Source organism: Streptomyces phaeolivaceus, from assembly GCF_009184865.1.
In the GTDB taxonomy this organism is placed as follows: Bacteria; Actinomycetota; Actinomycetes; order Streptomycetales; family Streptomycetaceae; genus Streptomyces; species Streptomyces phaeolivaceus.
Genome location: NZ_CP045096.1, coordinates 7,204,027 through 7,221,934, shown reverse-complemented (window position 1 = coordinate 7,221,934; position 17,908 = coordinate 7,204,027). Strand labels below are relative to the sequence as shown.

Below are 17,908 nucleotides of genomic sequence, written 5' to 3'. Positions count from 1 at the left end.
CGCGATATATCGTGAATCGGGAAAGACGCGATAGTGCGTGTTGTGTGTTTGCTGGAGGAGGTCGGCACATGTCCGAGTGGTCCGTCGCCGAGCCGCGGAAGCTCACGTTCGACAAACCGGTGACGGCACTGCATGTGCGGGTCGTCAACGGCACGGTGAACGTGGTCGGCACCGACGAGGCTTCCCCCCGTCTGGAGGTGTCCGACGTCGAGGGCCCGCCCCTGACGGTGACGCACAAGGACGGCACCCTGACCGTGGCCTACGACGATCTGCCGTGGAAGGGCTTCCTGAAATGGCTCGACCGCAAGGGCTGGCGTCGCAGCGTCCTGGTGTCGCTCGCCGTCCCGACGGGCACGCGGGTCGAGGTGGGAGTGGTCGGCGCCACCGCCGTCGTGTCCGGACTGCACGGGCGTACGGAGCTGAAGGGCATCTCCGGCGACACCACCCTGGTCGGCCTGTCGGGCCCGGTGCGCGCCACGACGGTGTCGGGGAACGTGGAGGCGCAGGCCCTCACGGGCGATCTCCGGCTCAGCTCCGTCTCCGGTGATCTGACCGTCATGGAGGGCTCCTGCTCCACCGTGAAGGCCGACTCGGTGAGCGGCTCCGTCATCCTCGACCTCGACCCCACGGGCGGCCCCACCGACATCGGTCTGACCAGCGTCTCCGGCGAGATCGCCATCCGTCTCCCGCACCCGACCGACGCCGAGGTCGAGGCCAACACCGCCAGCGGCACCATCTCCAACGCCTTCGAGAACCTCCGGGTCAGCGGCCCCTGGGGCGCCCACAAGATCACCGGCCGCCTCGGCACGGGCGACGGCCGCCTCAAGGCCACCACCGTCTCCGGCTCCATCGCCCTCCTCCGCAGACCCCCGGCGGAGGACACACCGTGGAGCGAGGAGGCCGCGCCGAGCACGGGCACACGGGAGAGCGGGGCACCGGGGACACTGCGGACTCCGGGCGCGACCGAACCGGACGGCGAGCCCGACACCCCGCCTATCACCCGGCCCGGAGACGTGACCGACAATGCGTCCGACGGTCCGAGCCCCGACCCGACCAAGGCCTCGCGCGACGAACCGGGCAACGGCCCGGTCGACGCCCCGGGCGACGACCCGGGCAACGGATCGAACGTCACCGGGACCGCCGGCCGGGCCGAGGCCGCGACCGACCGCACGACCGACAAGAAGGTGCTCTGACATGCCTCCCGTCTTCGCCCACGGACGCCTGCGGCTGTATCTGCTGAAGCTGCTGGACGAGGCACCTCGCCATGGCTACGAGGTGATCCGGCTGCTGGAAGAGCGCTTCCAGGGCCTGTACGCGCCCTCGGCCGGCACCGTCTACCCCCGCCTGGCCAAGCTGGAGGCCGAGGGCCTGGTCACCCACACCACCGAGGGCGGCCGAAAGGTGTACGCGATCACCGACGCGGGCCGCGCCGAACTGGCCGACCGCAGCGGCGAGCTGGCCGACCTTGAGCTGGAGATCCGTGAGTCGGTGGCGGAGCTGGCCGCCGAGATCCGGGCCGATGTACGGGGCGCCGCGGGCGATCTGCGCCGCGAGATGCGGGCGGCGGCCTCCGAGGCACGCAAGGGCGGCGGTGGGGCGGGCGAGGGGGAGCAGGGCCCGCTCGGGGAGTTCGGGGCGTACGCCGACCACGAGTCCTGGCGCGCCGCGAAGGAGGAGATGCGCCGCGTCAAGCAGGAGTGGAAGGAGCAGGCGCGCCGCGCGAAGGACGAGAGCCGACGCGCCCGCGAGGAGGCCCAGCGCGCCCGCCGCCAGGCCAAGGAGGCCCAGGAGCACGCCCGCACCCAGGCCCAGGAGGAGCTGCAGCGCATCGCCAAGCGGGTCCAGGACCACGTCCAGGACCACTTCACCCGGGGCGACTGGCCGACGGGGGTACGCGAGGGCCTGACCGAACTGGCCAAGGAGTTCGGCGAGTTCGGCAGGGACTTCGGAAAGGAGTTCGGCAAGGACTTCGGCTTCGGGCGGACGGGGGCGGAGAGGGGGACAGCGACGGATACGAGTTCAGGCACAGGTACAGGGGCTGGAGCGGGGGCTGGAGCGGGGGCTGGAGCTGGGGCCTCGGCAGGTGCCGGCACCGGGGGCGGGGCAGGCGCTCGGACCGGCTTCGGGGAGCCCGAGTACTCGACGACCCCCGAGGACTTCCCGGCCGACTACGAGCCCGCCTGGGTCCACGAGACCCCCACGGGCGACCCTGCCCGCGACCTGGACCGCCTCCTGGACCGCTTCCGCGACGACATCCGCGACGCCGCCCGCGACCACGGCGTCACCGAGGACCAACTCCGAGACACCCGCCGCCATCTGTCGACGGCGGCGGCACACATCGGAGCGGTACTGAGGACCCCGAAGGGATAAGGGATAAGGGATAGGCAGGAAAGGGGGCCAGGGGCGCAGCCCCTGCCCCCGCTTCAAGGGCGCCCACTCACCCCGCCTTGGCCTCCCCGGCGCCGTAAAGAACCCGTTCCAGCGCCTCATGGGTCACCCCATGGTCCGCGAGGATCTCGGCCGGTACGCCGGGGCGGGTGGTGAGGGCGAGAAGGAGGTGCTCGTCGCCGATGTGGCCGTCGCGGTGGGCGTGGGCGGCGCGGAGGGAGCGGGTGAGGACGTCCTTGGCGTCACGGGTGAAGGGCCGGTGCCCGGAGAGGCGCCCGAGAGCACTCCGGGCGACCCCCTTCCCGCCCGACTCCAACGCCCCCGCCCCATGGGCCTCTTCGACACGGGAGACGATCTCGGAGAGGTCGATACCGAGACCGGACAGCGCGTCCGCGTCGGCGCGGGAGAGCCCACCCCGGCGGCGGGCCTCGGCGAGCCCCCGCCGCACGGAGGCGCGGCGGTCGGCCTCGGCGAGCCCCAGCGCGGCCAGGGCGAACGAGGCGCGGCCGGCCTTCCGCTCCAACAGGGAGAGCAGCAGGTGCTCCTCCGTCACCTCTCTCGCCTGGGCGTGTTCCGCGTGCTCCACCGCTCCCAGAACCACCGCACGGGCGTCTTTCGTGAACCGTTCGAACATCAATGCCTCCCGTACTTCTTGTGCACGGCCTGCCTGCTGACGCCGAGTTCCGCGGCGATCTCCTGCCACGACCAGCCTTGATTGCGCGCGCTGCGCACCTGCACCGACTCCAGTTGCTCCAGCAGCCTGCGCAGCGCGGCGACGGCCCGCAGTCCGACTCGGGGGTCGCGATCGCCCGCGCGCTCGGCGAGTTCCGTTGCTTCGGTCATGACGTCAACCTATGTTGACACCCCGGGCCGCGTCAACCCAAGTTGACATGACGACGGCCGGCCCGGAGAACCGGACCGGCCGTCGTCATGTCGAAGAGACCGTCAGGGATTGGTGAGCACGATCTTGCCGAACTGGTCGCCCGCCGCGAGGCGTTGGAAGCCCTCGCGGGCGCGGTCCAGGGGCAGCACCTCGTCGATGACGGGGCGGATACCGGTCGCGGCACAGAAGGAGAGGAGGTCCTCCAGCTCGTCCTTGGTGCCCATGGTCGAGCCGACGACCTTGAGTTCGAGGAAGAAGATACGGGTCAGCTCGGCGTGGGAGGGGCGGTCGCCGCTGGTCGCGCCCGAGATGACGAGGGTGCCGCCGGGGCGCAGCGATTTCACCGAGTGGGACCAGGTGGCGGCGCCGACGGTCTCGATGACCGCGTCCACGCGCTGCGGCAGCCGCGCCCCCGACTCCAGCGCCTCCACCGCGCCCAGCTCCAGGGCCCGCTTGCGCTTGGCCTCGTCCCGGCTGGTGGCGAACACCCGCAGGCCGGCCGCCTTGCCCAGCACGATCGCGGCGGTGGCGACACCGCCGCCGGCGCCCTGGACGAGGACGGAGTCACCGGGGCGTACGCCGGCGTTGGTGAAGAGCATGCGGTAGGCCGTGAGCCAGGCGGTGGGCAGACAGGCCGCCTCTTCGAAGGAGAGTTCGGCAGGCTTGGGGAGGACGTTCCAGGTGGGGACGGAGACGAGTTCGGCGAAGGTGCCCTGGTAGCGCTCGGTGAGGATCGAGCGGGGTTCTTTCGGGCCGACGCCGTGGCCGGTCTGGCCGATCACCGAGTGCAGGACGACCTCGTTGCCGTCCTCGTCGACACCGGCGGCGTCACAGCCGAGGATCATCGGCAGCTTGTCCTCCGCGAGGCCGACGCCACGCAGGGACCAGAGGTCGTGGTGGTTCAGCGAGGCGGCCTTCACCTTCACGGTGGTCCACCCGGGCCTCGGCTCCGGTGCCGGGCGGTCGCCCAACTCCAGTCCGTCGAGCGGTCGGTCACGGTCGATGCGGGCGGCATAGGCGGCGAACATGGGCCTGACCATAGGGCGACGCCGGTACCGATGGAACCGAACCCCGATGTGACACGCGTCCCGTCGGCGTGTGCTGACTCGGGGGGGGCGGGTTCGTTGCGGGGTGCGGGTGGGTGGGGGCTGGTCGCGCAGTTCCCCGCACCCCTGAAAGCAAAGCAGGGCCTGCGGCCCTTCAGGGGCGCGGGGAACTGCGCGAGAAGCCCCACCGGACCCGCACACACCCACCCGCCCGAAACCACCCCGCCCCTCATCCCACCCACCCACCCCGAACCGCCCCACGAAGGGACACGAAGGGGGTCGAAGGGGCGCAGCCCCTGGGGATGGGAATGGGTAGGGGCGGCGGAGGCGAGAACTCACCCCACGCCACCCCGGAAGAAATCAGCGCCGAGCCACACCCTCGGCCCGAGCCGCGGCAGCGACCGCCGCGGTCACCGCCGGAGCGACCCGCTCGTCGAACGGCGACGGAATGACATAGTCCGCCGCGAGATCGTCCCCGACGACGGACGCCAACGCCTCCGCCGCCGCGATCTTCATCCCCTCGGTGATCCGAGAGGCCCGCACCTGAAGCGCACCGGCGAAGATCCCCGGGAACGCCAGCACGTTGTTGATCTGGTTCGGGTAGTCGGAGCGCCCGGTGGCGACGACGGCCGCGTACTTGTGGGCGACGTCCGGGTGCACCTCGGGGTTCGGGTTGGCCATGGCGAAGACGAACGCGCCCTCGGCCATCGAGGCCACCGCCTCCTCCGGCACGGTCCCGCCGGAGACGCCGATGAAGACGTCCGCGCCCGCGAGGGCGTCCTCCAGGGACCCCGAGAGGCCGGCCCGGTTGGTGAGTTCGGCGAGTTCCCGCTTGACCGGCGTGAGGTCCTGGCGGTCCGCGGAGACGATGCCCTTGCGGTCGGTGACCGCGACATCGCCGAGACCGGCCTCCAGGAGCATCTTGGCGATGGCGACACCCGCCGCGCCCGCGCCGGAGATCACGGCCCGCAGATCGCCCAGCCCGCGCCCGGTCAGCTTCGCCGCGTTCCGCAGCGCCGCCAGCGTCACGACCGCCGTACCGTGCTGGTCGTCGTGGAAGACCGGGATGTCGAGCGCGTCCTGCAGCCGCTTCTCGATCTCGAAGCAGCGGGGCGCCGAGATGTCCTCCAGGTTCACGCCGCCGAAGGAGGGCGCGAGGCGGACCACGGTCTCGATGATCTCCTCGACGTCCGTGCAGGCGAGCGCGATCGGGACCGCGTCGACGCCGCCGAACTGCTTGAAGAGGATCGCCTTGCCCTCCATCACGGGGAGCGAGGCCTCGGGGCCGATGTCACCGAGTCCGAGGACCGCCGTACCGTCCGTCACGACGGCGACGACCGACGACTTCCAGGTGTAGTCGTTGACCAGGTCGGGCTGCTCGGCGATGGCGGTGCACACCCGCGCGACACCGGGCGTGTAGGCGAGGGACAGGTCGTCCTTGTCACGGATCGGCACGGTGGCCTGCACAGCCATCTTGCCGCCGCGGTGCAGGGCGAAGGCGGGGTCGAAGGAGTCCAGGGAATTGAGGGGCTCCCCGCCCCCTTCCTGACCGGTACTGCCGTCGCCGCTGTCGGTGCGAGGATTGACAATCTCCGCTGCCACTTTTCTTACCCCTTAGGTCTTCATGGTCTGAGGGTGAACCGCTCCCGGTTCGGGAGCGGGCGGGCACCGCGTAAGTCCCAGGTCACCGATACGTACGGCGACGCCTGCGGGCTCAGACGCGACGGGCGCGCCGCACACGCGCCCAGGGCCCCGGATGAGGGGTGTAAGGAACCTTCTTACCGGACGGACGGCGCCGACGACGAGTCCATACGTCTTCATACCTCGAAGGTCACAACTCGAAGGTCATTTGAAGACGATCATGGATGGTTCGACTCTTCGGCGGATGACGGGACAGGTCCGATCATGTCGGGACAGATCCTGTACAGCCACGTGCGCGGAGTTCATGGCCGATCGCATGCTGAGATGCACCGAAGATCTTCCGGCCGGAAGGGGTGATTCCCGCACAGGATCCGGCGTGATCACCTGGTCCGCAGCGGTTCATGAGCCATTCGAGGGGTCGCCCGTTATCCGATTTTGACATGGCCGGTCATCTGAATGCACATGCCCGAATGGCAAGATGCCGTAATCACACGAGGTCGCCACACTCGAAGACGCGTGTTAATCGTCGACCTGTCGGCAACTCCACACCACCCCCGCCGGAGGAACCCACCATGACCGCAAGCACCACCTGTCGTACGACCGGCCTGCGTTCCCGTACAGCCGCGGTCGGAGCGATCGCGGTCGCGGGCGCCCTGCTGCTCACCGGCTGCGGTGACCAGACCAAGAGCAAGGACAACGGTTCCGACGACGCCTCCACCAGCGCGGCCCCGCTGGCGGACAAGCTGCCCGCGGCCGTCCGGGACAAGGGCGTGATCAACGTCGGCTCGGACATCGCGTACGCCCCGGTGGAGTACAAGGACTCCTCCGGCAAGGTCGTCGGCATCGACATCGACATCGCCGACGCCATGGGCAAGCAGCTCGGGGTGGACTTCAAGTTCCAGAACGCCACCTTCGACACCCTCATCGGTGGTCTGGCGGCCAAGCGCTACGACGTCGCCATGTCGGCCATGACGGACACCAAGGACCGTCAGGAGGGCATCGACGCCGACACCGGCAAGAAGGTCGGCGCCGGCGTCGACTTCGTCGACTACTTCACCGCGGGTGTCTCGCTGTACACCAACAAGGGCGACGACCAGGGAATCAAGACCTGGGACGACCTGTGCGGCAGGACGATCGCGGTGCAGCGCAACACGTTCTCGCACGACCTCGCCAAGGACCAGGCGGAGAAGTGCAAGAAGGACGGCGGCAAGGCCCTCAAGATCGAGGACTTCGCCACCAACCCCGAGGCCGAGACCCGGATGCGCTCCAAGGGCGCGGACGTCGTCTCCGCCGACTACCCGGTGGCCGCGTACTCCGTGAAGACCTCGGGCGGCGGCGACTACTTCGAGATCGTCGGCGACCAGGTCGAGGCGGGCCCCTACGGCATCGCCGTGGCCAAGGACAACACCGAGCTGCGGGACGCGCTGCAGGCCGCCGTGCAGGCGATCATCGACAACGGCGAGTACGAGAAGATCATCAAGAAGTGGGGCGTCGAGGACGGCGCGATCACCGAGGCCAAGGTCAACGGCGGCTCCTGATCCGCCGCTGATCCCGGCTCGGTTCTGCTCGTTCCTGAAAGGCTCCACCCGTGACTGTTGACGTCAGCAAGACGGACGGTCCCTCGGACACGCCCCCCGCCGGCCCGGAGGCCCTCAAGGCCGTTCCGGTCCGGCACCCGGGGCGCTATGTGTCCGCGGCCATCGCGCTCGCCCTCCTCGGTTCGATCGTCTACGCGTTCGCGCAGGCGAAGAAGATCAACTGGGGTGCCGTCCCCGACTACTTCTTCGACGACCGCATCATCGAGGGCGTACTGAACACCCTCCTCCTCACCGTGCTGTCCATGGTGATCGGCATCGTCGGCGGCATCCTGCTGGCCGTGATGCGGCTGTCGAAGAACCCGGTGACCTCGTCGGTCGCGTGGTTCTACATCTGGTTCTTCCGCGGCACCCCGGTCCTGGTCCAGCTCTTCGTCTGGTTCAACCTGGGCCTGGTCTTCGAGTACATCAACCTCGGTCCGATCTACAAGGACTACTGGTCGTCGTTCATGACGCCGCTGCTGACGGCGCTGCTCGGCCTCGGTCTCAACGAGGCCGCGTACATGGCGGAGATCTGCCGTGCCGGTCTGCTGTCGGTCGACGAGGGCCAGACCGAGGCGTCGCACGCGCTCGGTATGAGCCACTCCAAGACGCTGCGCCGGATCGTCATCCCACAGGCGATGCGCGTGATCGTGCCGCCCACGGGCAACGAGGTCATCAACATGCTGAAGACCACGTCGCTCGTCTCGACGGTGCAGTACGTGGATCTGCTCAAGGCGGCCCAGGACATCGGCCAGGGGTCGGGCTCCACCGTGGAGATGCTGTTCCTCGCCGCCGCCTGGTATCTGATCCTGACCAGCATCTTCAGCGTCGGCCAGTACTACCTGGAGCGGCACTACGCGAAGGGCTCCTCCCGGAGCCTCCCGCCGACACCGATGCAGCGTTTCAAGGCGGCCGTGCTGCCCGTCCGCCGCCCGAAGGGAGTCTCGGCATGACCGCCATGGTGAAGGCCGAGGCCATCCACAAGTCGTTCGGCCCCGTAGAGGTCCTCAAGGGCATCGATCTGGAGGTGCGGACGGGCGAGGTGTTCTGCCTCATCGGCCCGTCCGGCTCCGGCAAGAGCACGTTCCTGAGGTGCATCAACCATCTGGAGAAGATCAACGCCGGTCGGCTGTACGTCGACGGCGAGCTGGTCGGCTACCGCCAGAAGGGCGACAAGCTGTACGAGCTGAAGGACAGCGAGGTCGCCCTCAAGCGCCGTGACATCGGCATGGTGTTCCAGCGCTTCAACCTGTTCCCGCACATGACGGCCACCGAGAACGTCATGGAGGCACCGGTCCAGGTCAAGGGCGTCAGCCGGGCGCAGGCCCGTGAGCGCGCCCGCGAGCTGCTGGAGCGCGTGGGCCTCGGCGACAAGGCGGGCAACTACCCGTCCCAACTCTCCGGCGGCCAGCAGCAGCGGGTGGCCATCGCGCGGGCGCTGGCCATGGAGCCGAAGCTGATGCTCTTCGACGAGCCGACCTCGGCGCTCGACCCGGAGCTGGTCGGTGACGTCCTCGACGTCATGCGCGATCTGGCCGAGTCCGGTATGACGATGGTCGTGGTCACCCATGAGATGGGCTTCGCCCGCGAGGTCGGCGACAGCCTGGTCTTCATGGACGGCGGTGTGGTGGTCGAGTCCGGCAACCCCCGTGACGTGCTGACGAACCCGCAGGAGGAGCGGACGCAGTCGTTCCTCTCCAAGGTGCTGTAGAGCGCCGGCGCGACAGGAGTGAGGGGCGGAACGGGTTCCCGTACCGCCCCTCACCCGTACCGGCCCTCACCCGTACCGCCGTGGCGCAGGGGCCGGCCGGGGCCTACTTCACGGCCAGCACCAGTGAGTCGGAGGGTGAGCACCACACCGGGCGGGCCTCGGCGAAGCCCCGCTCACGCAGTACGCGGACATGCCGGTCGACGGGGAGTGTGTCGCCGTCCGCGTGCTCGCCGTAGATCTCGAAACGGCGGGCCGTCGGCGCGGCGAGCACGGGGTCCTCGGCCGCGAGCTGCCACCATTCGGCCCAGTCGGGGACACCGGCCGCCTTGGCTTGTTCCATACCCGCGTGACGGTGGGCGCGCTCCGCCGCGTTGATCCGGGGCGTCGACTCGTCGATCATGTGGTCCGCGTTCATGAAGACACCGCCGTCGCGGACGAGTTCCGCGACCTGACCGTAGAGGGCGGCGAGGGGTTCGCTGTGCAGCCAGTGCAGGGCGGTGGCCGTCAGGACGGCGTCGTACGAGTCGTACGGCAGACGGGTCGTCCAGGCGGGGTCGGTGAGGTCGGCGGTGACGAGGGTGACCCGCGGGTCGCCCTCGAACGTGCCCTCGGCGATGGTGAGGAGCGCGGGATCGAGGTCCACGCCGGTGCTGACGGCCTTCGGGAACCGGGCGAGGAGTCTGGACGTGATGGAACCCGTACCGCAGGCGAGGTCGAGGACACGGGGCTCGGGGCCGGTGAAGGCCTCGACCATGTCGAGCATCACCCGGAACCGCTCCTCGCGGTCCGGCAGATACATCTCCTGCTGCCGGTCCCAGCTCTCCTGCCAGGCGTGCCAGTCGGTCCCGGTCGTGGTGGTCATGAGGTCCCCTTCCTCCGCGTACCGCGTGCGCCCGCGCTTCCCGCTACCACGTAATACCCTGTAAGCACGAGCAGCCATTACCTGTCCCGCACCACGACAATAGAACGCCCCCGTAAGGACTACAAGTGGAACTGGCCCATTACTCGGACTATGCCGTTCGCCTCGTCAACACCGAGGAACCGGCACGGGGCAAGGACACGCTCACCTCGGTCGAGGCCGTCCGCGATCTCTTCGGGCCCAGCCGGCAGGCGGCCCGGCGGGCGACGGACGCCGATGTCACCCGGTTCCGGTCGGTGCGGGCCCGGCTGCGCTCGGTCTTCGAGGCGGCGGACGGCGGTGACGAGACCCTGGCCGTGGACCTGCTGAACTCACTGCTGCTGGAGTTCCCGGTGAACCCGCAGATCTCCGGGCACGACTTCCGCGACGACGACGGCCGCCCGCTGTGGCACATGCATCTGGCGGACCATCCCTCGAACGCGACGGCGGGCTATGCCGCCATCGCCGCGATGGGCCTGGCCTTCCATCTCACCGAGTACGGCGTGGACCGGCTCGGTCTGTGCGAGGCGGCGCCGTGCCGCAACGCCTATCTCGACACCTCCACCAACCGCTCCCGGCGCTACTGCTCGGACCGCTGCGCGACCCGTGCCAACGTGGCGGCCTACCGGGCCCGCAAACGCCTGGAGGCGGACCGGTCGCCGAGCACCGGCCTGGCGGCCGACAGCGCCCAGCGGGCGAGCGCGAACGGCGAGCGCTGACCGTCGGCGGCCCTGGGCCGGTAGCGGAACCGCACCTTCCCCAGCACCAGTTCATCGGGCACGACACCGTAGTCCGTGCTGTCCCCACCCGCGTACGCGTTGTCCCCGAGCACCCACCAGCCGCCGTCGCGCCGCTCGGCGATCCGCTTCACGACGAGCAGGTCCTGCTGGAAGGGATGCCTCAGCACGAGCACGTCACCGACCCGGAGACGGGCCCCGTAGTGGACGAGCAACTGGTCCCCGTGACGCAGGGTGGGAACCATCGAGGGCCCCGTGACCTCGGCCACCCCGAAGGGCAGAAGAGCTCTCCCCCGATCGACTCCCGGCTCGACTCCCGGCTCGCTCTCCTGCGACGGCTGCGGCATCACCCGGCACCTCCCCGGTCCGTTCCTCTCCGCGTCTCCATCAGTCCCAGTCTGACCCCGGACTTTTGTCCTAAGCCCATGGGGGCACCCGCGTAAACCTCTCTCGCAGGGAGTAATGTCCCACCTGAGAAGACGATCACGAGGAAGGAATGCTCCATGCTTTCCCGCCTGTTTGCCCCCAAGGTCAAGGTCAGCGCCCACTGCGACCTGCCCTGCGGCGTGTACGACCCGGCCCAGGCCCGCATCGAGGCGGAGTCGGTGAAGGCCGTGCAGGACAAGATGGCCGCCAACGACGACCCTCACTTCCAGGCTCGCGCGACCGTCATCAAGGAGCAGCGCGCCGAGCTCGCCAAGCACCACGTCTCGGTGCTGTGGAGCGACTACTTCAAGCCCCCGCACTTCGAGAAGTACCCGGAGCTGCACCAGCTGGTCAACGACGCCCTCAAGGCCCTCTCGGCCGCCAAGGCGTCCACCGACCCGGCGACGGGCCAGAAGGCGCTCGACTACATCGCCCAGATCGACAAGATCTTCTGGGAGACCAAGAAGGCTTGATCCTCGATCACGCCATTTGACCTGCGATTTCCTTGGTCGCCCGGTCAACCGGTCCGCACCCGGACCGTCAGGCCCGTCGAGCACGGCGTCCCTGACGGTCCGGGTGCGGTCTTCTTCGCCCGGCCCTGCCACAGGTGGGCGCGGCGTCGACCTCGTGGAGGATCCGCCGTGACAGAGGATTCGCCATGACAAGCGGGCACGAGACTCCCGGAACTCACGCGACAGCCTTCGGTCCTCGGTCGCTTCGGACACGTGCCCTGATCCGTGAGGCCGCGCGGGCACGGCAGCGCCTGGCCGCCGGGGAGTGGCGTCCGGCCCCGGCGGACACCGAGGCGGCGACGGCCGTGCTGGAGCGCCTCACCGCCCCGCTCCCGGCTCGACGGGCAGCGGCCTCGCGAACACCGGCCGCGGACCGGGACCGGGACCGGCGACTCCAACGCCTTCTCCGCACCACCCTCCACCACCTCGACGCGGGCGACGTCAGCCCGCCCGCGACCGCCCTTCTGGCCGCCGTCGCCCGCGCGTTCCTGCCCTGGCACGCCACCCCGAACCCACCGCGCGCGGCGGCGGCCCCGAGGTACGGGACCCCGGAGGGGACGGCAGCCGGCCCGGCCGGGGCCCCGACGGAGGCGGGTGAGGCCCTGCTCCCCGATCTGGTGGCGCTGTTCACCGTGCTGGCCTCGACGGGCCGGCCCGGGGCCGTTCCGCGCACGCCCCCGGTCGCGCCCTGGCAGGTCAGGTACGCGGGCCGTTTCCGTCGTCATGGCCGACCCGCTCCCGGGGTGTGGACGGCCGAGACCGTCGCCTGCCCGTCGTGCGGAGGAACGACCGGCCCGTGGACCGTGACCTGCGACTGGCGCCGGATCTCGCTGGGCTGCCCGTGCGGGGCGGTGACCCACGACCACGGGCTCGCCCTCTCCGAAGTCTGGCTTCTGCTACCGGACATGTGACCAGGCGTCGTCCGCCTTGCCTTCAGCGTCGGGACGGGCGCGGATTCGGTCGTCCCTCCGGGGTGGGGCCCGGCCAGATCGCCGAGGCGTCGTCGCGGGTGGGGTCCGGGAGGTGGAGGGGGCGGACGGGGACGCTGCGGGAGTGGCCTTCGGTGGTCGCCGTCCAGGGAGTGGGGTGCCCGGAGTAGGAGAGGGTGGTCAGGACGAAGACGCCGTCGGCGTAGACCTCCACGTACTCGCCGATCGTCAGGACGCGCAGGGACGTGGGGGGTTCGGGGAGGACCGTCTCGGCGATCGGGGTGCCGGCCGGGCCCGTGACGCGGAGGTTCTCGCCGTCGCGGGTGAGCGTGAGGGCGGGGCCGCCGGAGCCCTCGGCGGTGGTGCGGAGGGTGATGTCCACGAGGCCGTCGGAGACGTCGATGTCGCCGACCGCGTGGAGGGCCGGGGCTGTCGTCTCCTCGCCCAGCCAGGTGTCCAGGCCCGGCCACCAGGCCAGGTGGGGTGGTGAATCGGCGCCGGTGACCAGGGACTTGGGCTGGGCGAGCATGCCTCGGCAGTGGGCGCCGGTGTCGGTGAGGCCGACCCGGCGGGGGGTGGTGTGCAGGACGACCCGGGAGCCGTCGGGGGCGGGGATGACGCGGGGGGCGTACGCCCCCGTGGGGCCGAGTCGGCCCCGGCGGGTCCAGGGGCCCCGCAGGCGCGGGGCCGTCCATGCCTCGAAGCCGCGGGTCGCGCCGATGGAGCCGAGGAGGAGCCAGGTGCCGTCGTCCAGGCGCTCCAGGACCGGGCACTCCAGCTCGTCGACGTCGCCGGGTGAGATCAGCGGTGGGTGGACCGTCCAGTGCTCCAGGTCGGGGGAGGTGGCGAACGCCACGCAGCCACTGACCTCCACCGGGAGCGAGGCGTCGGCGGCGCAGATCACCATCGCCCAGCCGTCGCCCTCGTCGTCGCGCACCACGAAGGGGTCGCGCCAGCCCATGCGGTCGGCGGTGCGGTACCAGCGGGGGTCCGCCTCGACCACGGGTGCCGTGCCGTGGCGCCGCCAGCCCGTGCCGTCCGTGCGGTCGGAGTGGGCGAGGCCCACGGACTGCAGCGGCCAGCCCTCCGGCGTCAGTCCGCTCACGCCCGTGTAGGCCATCGCCATGCCGGTGCCGTGGCGGAAGGGGTGCATCGTCCAGACCGCCTGCTGGTCGAAGCGGCCGGGCAGGCCGTTGCCGAAGGCGGTGCCCTCGGGCCGCCAGCCGACCAGGTCGGCGGAGGTGGCCCGGCCGTAGGAGGTCTCCATCCGCAGATGGTCGAACTCGGCGGTCCAGGGGCCCTGGAGATGCAGCACGGCATAGCGACCGTCGTCGTCGCGGAGCAGGGCGAAGTCGTTCACGCAGAGGCCGGGCGGGGCGTATCGCATGCGCAGCAGTCCTGTCGCTCGCAGCGCCCAAACGCGTGCGCTGGCCATGGATCCGGAAGGTCTCGCTTGAGAATCAGCGCAAGTAAAACTGAACGCAAACGCTTGCGCAACAAGGGGGCCGGGTTTACGGTCACGTCACCCACCGACCACATCGCCGTGAAGACGTGAACGCGCGAACGCGTGACGGCGTGACGGCGTGAACCGACGGGAGAAGTCCGCCGTGACGGCTCGCATTACCGATGTCGCCCGCGCCGCCGGGGTCTCGGCGTCCACCGTGTCCCGTGCGCTGCGGGGCCGGGCGGGCGTCTCGGACGAGGTCCGCGCACAGATCGCGGCGGTCGCCGCACAACTCGGCTATACGGCCTCCCGTTCGGCGTCCAGCCTGGCCAGTGGGCGCACCTACACGATCGGGGTCGTCGCCCCGTACATCGGCCGCTGGTTCTTCGGCACCGTGCTGGACGCCGCCGAGCAGGTGTTCAGCGCCGCCGGGTACGACGTCCTGCTCTACAACCTGGGCTCGCCCGAGGCGCGGAAGCGGTTCTTCACCAAGCTGCCGGTGCGCAAGCGGGTCGACGCGGTGCTGTCGCTGCTCATCCCCGACGAGGACGAGTCGGCCGCGCTGCGCTCGCTCGGGGTGCCGCTGGCCTCGACGGTCGGCGGCCCCCGGCCCGGCTTCACCGTGGTCGGCATCGACGACCGGGCGGGCGCGGAGAGCGCCGTACGGCATCTGGTGAACCTCGGCCACCGCCGGATCGGCATGGTCTCGGGGGCCAGCGGCCCGCTGCACTGGACCACGCCCGTCGACCGCCGCACCGCCTATCTGCACGTCCTCGCCGAGGCCGGGATCGAACCGGACCCGGCGCTGGTGGCGGACGGCGACTACACGGTCGACGGCGGTGAGCGGGCGATGACCGAGTTGCTGGCCGCGTCCCGGCCGCCGACCGCCGTGTTCGCCCAGTCCGACGAGATGGCGATGGGCGCGTTGCGCGCGCTGCGCCGGCATCGGCTCCGGGTGCCGGACGACGTGTCCGTGGTCGGCTTCGACGACCACGAACTCGCCGATGTGGTCGGGCTGACCACCGTCGCCCAGCCGGTCGCGGGCCAGGGCGCGGAGGCCGCCCGGCTGCTGCTGCGGCAACTGGACGAGCCGGACGCCGAACAGCCCGGCCATGTGCAGATGCCCATCCGGCTCGTGCTGCGCGAGACGACGGCCCCGCCGCGCCCGCGCGGACCGCAGTGACCGGCACTGCCCCCACACCCGCACGGGTAGCAACTCCCCGTCCACGCGCCCTCATCCATCCCGCACGGAGGCACACACCATGAACCCGATCACCAGCTCGACCAGCTCGACCAGTGGAAGGTTCCGCCGTACGGCCCGTACGGGACTGGCCCTGGTCCTCCCCCTGGCGGCGGTGGCCGCCTGCGGCGGGGGCGGTGGGGGCGACACGTCCGCCGAGGCCGGCAGCGGCGAGGGGACGATCAGTGTCTGGGCCCACCAGGGGCAGAAGAGCGAGGCGGAGGCACTGCAGAACGCGGTGAAGTCGTTCAACTCCTCGCAGGGCAAGGTCAAGGTCGAGCTGAAGCTGATACCGGAGACCGACTACACCAAGACGATCACCGCGACCTCCCCCGACAAGCTGCCGGACGTACTGGAGTTCGACGGTCCGACCATGGCGAACTTCGTCTACAACAAGAAGCTCGCCCCGATCGACGACTACGTCTCCGCCAAGACCCTCGACAACGCCACCGACGCGAGCAAGGCGCAGGGCGAGATCGACGGCAAGCACTACGGCCTGGGCATGTTCGACTCGGGGCTCGGTATGTACGGCAGCAAGAAGCTGCTGGACGCGGCCGGGGTGACGTACCCGAAGGGCGTGGACGACGCCTGGACGGCGGACCAGTTCGACGCGGCGCTCAAGGCGCTGAAGGCGAAGGACTCGGACGGCAAGGTCGTCGATCTGCAAGAGGGTTCCGGCTATGCCAACGAGTGGGGCACCTACGGCTTCGCCCCGATCGTCTGGTCGGCCGGTGGCTCCCTGCTCAAGGACGGCAAGGCGGAGGGGTCCCTCGACTCCCCGGCCGTGGTGTCGGCGATGAAGACCTTCCGGTCCTGGAAGGCGTACACCGATCCCAACACCGACGGCAACGCCTTCGCCAAGGGCCGGGTCGCCCTGAGCTGGGTCGGGCACTGGATGTACCCCGCCTACAGCGAGGCGCTCGGCGACGACCTGGTGGTGCTGCCGCTGCCCGACTTCGGCGACGGCCCGAAGACCGGCCAGGGTTCGTGGGCGTGGGGCGTCGGCGCGGACAGCAAGAACGCCAAGGCGGCCGGCACCTTCCTGGACTTCCTCCTCGACGACACCAACGTCGGCGCGATGACGAAGGCGAACGGCGCCCCGCCCGCCACCAAGTCCGCGCTCGCGTCGAGTGAGTTGTACAAGGCGGGCGGCCCGCTCCAGCTCTTCTCCGACCAACTCGCCAAGCCCTGCGGCGCCGAGGACATCAGCACGTCCTGTGTCGCCGTCACCCGTCCGGTGACCGCCGGATACCCCGTGGTGACCGCGAAGTTCAGCGAGGCCGTCAACTCGATCTACGGCGGCGCCGACCCGAAGGCCGCCCTGGCCGAGGCCGCCCGCGCCATCGACCGGGACTTCTCGGACAACGCCGGTTACGAGATCCCGTAACGACGCGCCCTGCCGCACCCACCGGATCAAGTCGCCCCCATCGGCCGGGGCGGGCGCGCGTCGCGTGGCCGCCCGCCCCGCCGGGAAGAGGACCCTCCCGTGAAAACCGTGGAACCCGCGCCCGCGGCGGCCTCCGGCCGGCAGCAGGGCCCGCTCGTCGGCGCACCGGCCCCGAGGCCGTCGCGCCGGAGCCGTGAATGGCTGCACGGACTGCTGATGTCCGCCCCCGCCGTCGCCGGGCTCATCGCCTTCGTCGGCATCCCCTTCTGCTACGCCGTGGTGCTCTCCTTCCACAACGTGCGCCTCGGCTCCCCGCTGGAGCCCACCTTCTTCGGTGTCGAGCAGTACCGGCGGCTGTTCACCGACCCCGATCTGTCCGGCCCGTTCCTGCGGGCGCTGCTCAACAACCTGACCTTCGCCGTGGTCGTCGTCCCCCTCCAGACGGGCCTCGCCCTCGGACTGGCGATCCTGCTCAACCGCAAGCTGAAGGCGATCGGCCTCTTCCGGTCGCTCTTCTTCATGCCGGTCGTCTTCCCGATGGCGCTGGTCGCCGTGATCTGGCGGCTGATCCTCGCCCGCAGCGACCAGGGCATGCTCAACTCGGCGCTGGACGCGGTGAGTCTCGGCAACTGGGGCGCCTTCGACTGGCTCGGCGACGGGCTGACGGCGATGGCGTCGATCATCGTGCTGTCGGTGTGGCAGGGCGTCGGCTTCCAGATGGTCATCCTGCTCGCCGGGCTCCAGCAGATACCGGGCGAGCTGTACGAGGCCGCCGAGCTGGACCGGGCCTCGCGATGGCAGCAGTTCCGGCACGTCACGCTGCCCGGCATCCGGGGCACCCTCGTCTTCGTCGCGCTGCTGACATCGGTGCTGTCGTTCCGGGTGTTCGACCAGGTGTACGTGCTGGTGAAGGGCGGCGGGCTCGACGAGGACGCCGCGCGCACGGTGATGTACCAGGCCGTCACCACCGCCTTCGACCAGAACAACATCGGCCAGGCGTCCGCGATCACCGTCGTCTTCTTCCTGATCGTCGTCGTCCTGACCCTGATCCAGCGCCGCGTCGTCCGGCCCGACAACGAGGACTGAGCA

Annotated in this window: 18 protein-coding genes; 11 read left to right on the top strand and 7 right to left on the bottom strand. The window is 70.4% G+C overall.

Going from position 1 to position 17,908, the window contains the following annotated elements; translation table 11 throughout:
- Positions 1 to 68: 68 nt before the first annotated feature.
- Together F9278_RS33500 and F9278_RS33495 are read left to right on the top strand one after the other, a co-directional pair.
- Complete coding sequence (locus F9278_RS33500) at positions 69 to 1,193, top strand: DUF4097 family beta strand repeat-containing protein (protein ID WP_152171643.1); 1,125 nt, start codon at positions 69 to 71, stop codon at positions 1,191 to 1,193.
- 1 nt (position 1,194) lies between these two features.
- Positions 1,195 to 2,370 (top strand): PadR family transcriptional regulator, encoded by a 1,176-nt coding sequence (locus F9278_RS33495; protein WP_152171642.1) that lies wholly within the window; start codon positions 1,195 to 1,197, stop codon positions 2,368 to 2,370.
- Positions 2,371 to 2,437: 67 nt separating this feature from the next.
- Here F9278_RS33495 and F9278_RS33490 read toward each other — a convergent pair whose 3' ends face one another.
- The 4 genes from F9278_RS33490 to F9278_RS33470 form a co-directional block, all read right to left on the bottom strand.
- Positions 2,438 to 3,022, bottom strand: a complete 585-nt coding sequence (locus F9278_RS33490) for a Clp protease N-terminal domain-containing protein (RefSeq protein WP_152171641.1) — start codon at positions 3,020 to 3,022, stop codon at positions 2,438 to 2,440.
- The gene (locus F9278_RS33485) at positions 3,022 to 3,231 is read right to left on the bottom strand and encodes a helix-turn-helix domain-containing protein (protein WP_152171640.1); all 210 of its coding nucleotides are present in this window, start codon (positions 3,229 to 3,231) and stop codon (positions 3,022 to 3,024) included. The genes F9278_RS33490 and F9278_RS33485 overlap by 1 nt, the downstream gene beginning before the upstream one ends.
- A gap of 102 nt (positions 3,232 to 3,333) precedes the next feature.
- Positions 3,334 to 4,299 carry a zinc-binding dehydrogenase gene (locus F9278_RS33480; RefSeq protein WP_152171639.1) on the bottom strand — a complete coding sequence of 322 codons (966 nt, stop codon included), beginning with the start codon at positions 4,297 to 4,299 and terminating at the stop codon, positions 3,334 to 3,336.
- A gap of 378 nt (positions 4,300 to 4,677) precedes the next feature.
- The gene (locus F9278_RS33470) at positions 4,678 to 5,919 is read right to left on the bottom strand and encodes an NAD(P)-dependent malic enzyme (protein ID WP_152171637.1); all 1,242 of its coding nucleotides are present in this window, start codon (positions 5,917 to 5,919) and stop codon (positions 4,678 to 4,680) included.
- Between the two features lie 611 nt (positions 5,920 to 6,530).
- Between F9278_RS33470 and F9278_RS33465 the strand changes: the two genes are divergently transcribed.
- Genes F9278_RS33465 through F9278_RS33455 form a run of 3 tightly spaced genes read left to right on the top strand, consistent with a single transcriptional unit; the run spans position 6,531 to position 9,246 of the window.
- Complete coding sequence (locus tag F9278_RS33465; protein ID WP_152171636.1) at positions 6,531 to 7,496, top strand: ABC transporter substrate-binding protein; 966 nt, start codon at positions 6,531 to 6,533, stop codon at positions 7,494 to 7,496.
- A gap of 50 nt (positions 7,497 to 7,546) precedes the next feature.
- A complete protein-coding gene (locus tag F9278_RS33460; protein ID WP_152171635.1) occupies positions 7,547 to 8,488 on the top strand; it encodes an amino acid ABC transporter permease in 942 nt (313 codons plus the stop codon).
- On the top strand, positions 8,485 to 9,246 hold the full coding sequence (locus F9278_RS33455) for an amino acid ABC transporter ATP-binding protein (protein WP_152171634.1): 762 nt from the start codon (positions 8,485 to 8,487) through the stop codon (positions 9,244 to 9,246). Before F9278_RS33460 ends, F9278_RS33455 begins: the two co-directional genes overlap by 4 nt.
- Before the next feature lie 103 nt (positions 9,247 to 9,349).
- Here F9278_RS33455 and F9278_RS33450 read toward each other — a convergent pair whose 3' ends face one another.
- Positions 9,350 to 10,108, bottom strand: a complete 759-nt coding sequence (locus tag F9278_RS33450; RefSeq protein WP_152171633.1) for a class I SAM-dependent methyltransferase — start codon at positions 10,106 to 10,108, stop codon at positions 9,350 to 9,352.
- Positions 10,109 to 10,233: 125 nt separating this feature from the next.
- Here F9278_RS33450 and F9278_RS33445 point away from each other — a divergent pair, with 125 nt between their 5' ends.
- Positions 10,234 to 10,863 (top strand): CGNR zinc finger domain-containing protein, encoded by a 630-nt coding sequence (locus F9278_RS33445; protein ID WP_152171632.1) that lies wholly within the window; start codon positions 10,234 to 10,236, stop codon positions 10,861 to 10,863.
- On the opposite strand, the gene sodX is transcribed toward F9278_RS33445, so the two are convergent.
- The gene (gene sodX, locus F9278_RS33440) at positions 10,767 to 11,228 is read right to left on the bottom strand and encodes a nickel-type superoxide dismutase maturation protease (RefSeq protein WP_152171631.1); all 462 of its coding nucleotides are present in this window, start codon (positions 11,226 to 11,228) and stop codon (positions 10,767 to 10,769) included. The two genes, F9278_RS33445 and sodX, sit on opposite strands and share 97 nt — an antisense overlap.
- 156 nt (positions 11,229 to 11,384) lie before the next feature.
- Between sodX and sodN the strand changes: the two genes are divergently transcribed.
- On the top strand, positions 11,385 to 11,780 hold the full coding sequence (gene sodN / locus F9278_RS33435) for a superoxide dismutase, Ni (RefSeq protein WP_005480378.1): 396 nt from the start codon (positions 11,385 to 11,387) through the stop codon (positions 11,778 to 11,780).
- 185 nt (positions 11,781 to 11,965) lie between these two features.
- Entirely contained in the window at positions 11,966 to 12,730 is a 765-nt protein-coding gene (locus tag F9278_RS33430; RefSeq protein WP_152171630.1) for a hypothetical protein, read from the top strand.
- A gap of 22 nt (positions 12,731 to 12,752) precedes the next feature.
- Here F9278_RS33430 and F9278_RS33425 read toward each other — a convergent pair whose 3' ends face one another.
- A complete protein-coding gene (locus F9278_RS33425) occupies positions 12,753 to 14,135 on the bottom strand; it encodes a glycoside hydrolase family protein (RefSeq protein ID WP_152171629.1) in 1,383 nt (460 codons plus the stop codon).
- A 220-nt stretch (positions 14,136 to 14,355) separates the two neighbouring features.
- Between F9278_RS33425 and F9278_RS33420 the strand changes: the two genes are divergently transcribed.
- The 3 genes from F9278_RS33420 to F9278_RS33410 all read left to right on the top strand — a co-directional run bounded on the left by F9278_RS33420 (position 14,356) and on the right by F9278_RS33410 (position 17,905).
- Positions 14,356 to 15,375, top strand: a complete 1,020-nt coding sequence (locus F9278_RS33420) for a LacI family DNA-binding transcriptional regulator (RefSeq protein ID WP_152171628.1) — start codon at positions 14,356 to 14,358, stop codon at positions 15,373 to 15,375.
- A gap of 79 nt (positions 15,376 to 15,454) precedes the next feature.
- Complete coding sequence (locus F9278_RS33415) at positions 15,455 to 16,819, top strand: ABC transporter substrate-binding protein (RefSeq protein ID WP_226967064.1); 1,365 nt, start codon at positions 15,455 to 15,457, stop codon at positions 16,817 to 16,819.
- Between the two features lie 99 nt (positions 16,820 to 16,918).
- The gene (locus F9278_RS33410) at positions 16,919 to 17,905 is read left to right on the top strand and encodes a carbohydrate ABC transporter permease (protein ID WP_152171627.1); all 987 of its coding nucleotides are present in this window, start codon (positions 16,919 to 16,921) and stop codon (positions 17,903 to 17,905) included.
- The last annotated feature ends 3 nt before the right edge of the window (positions 17,906 to 17,908 follow it).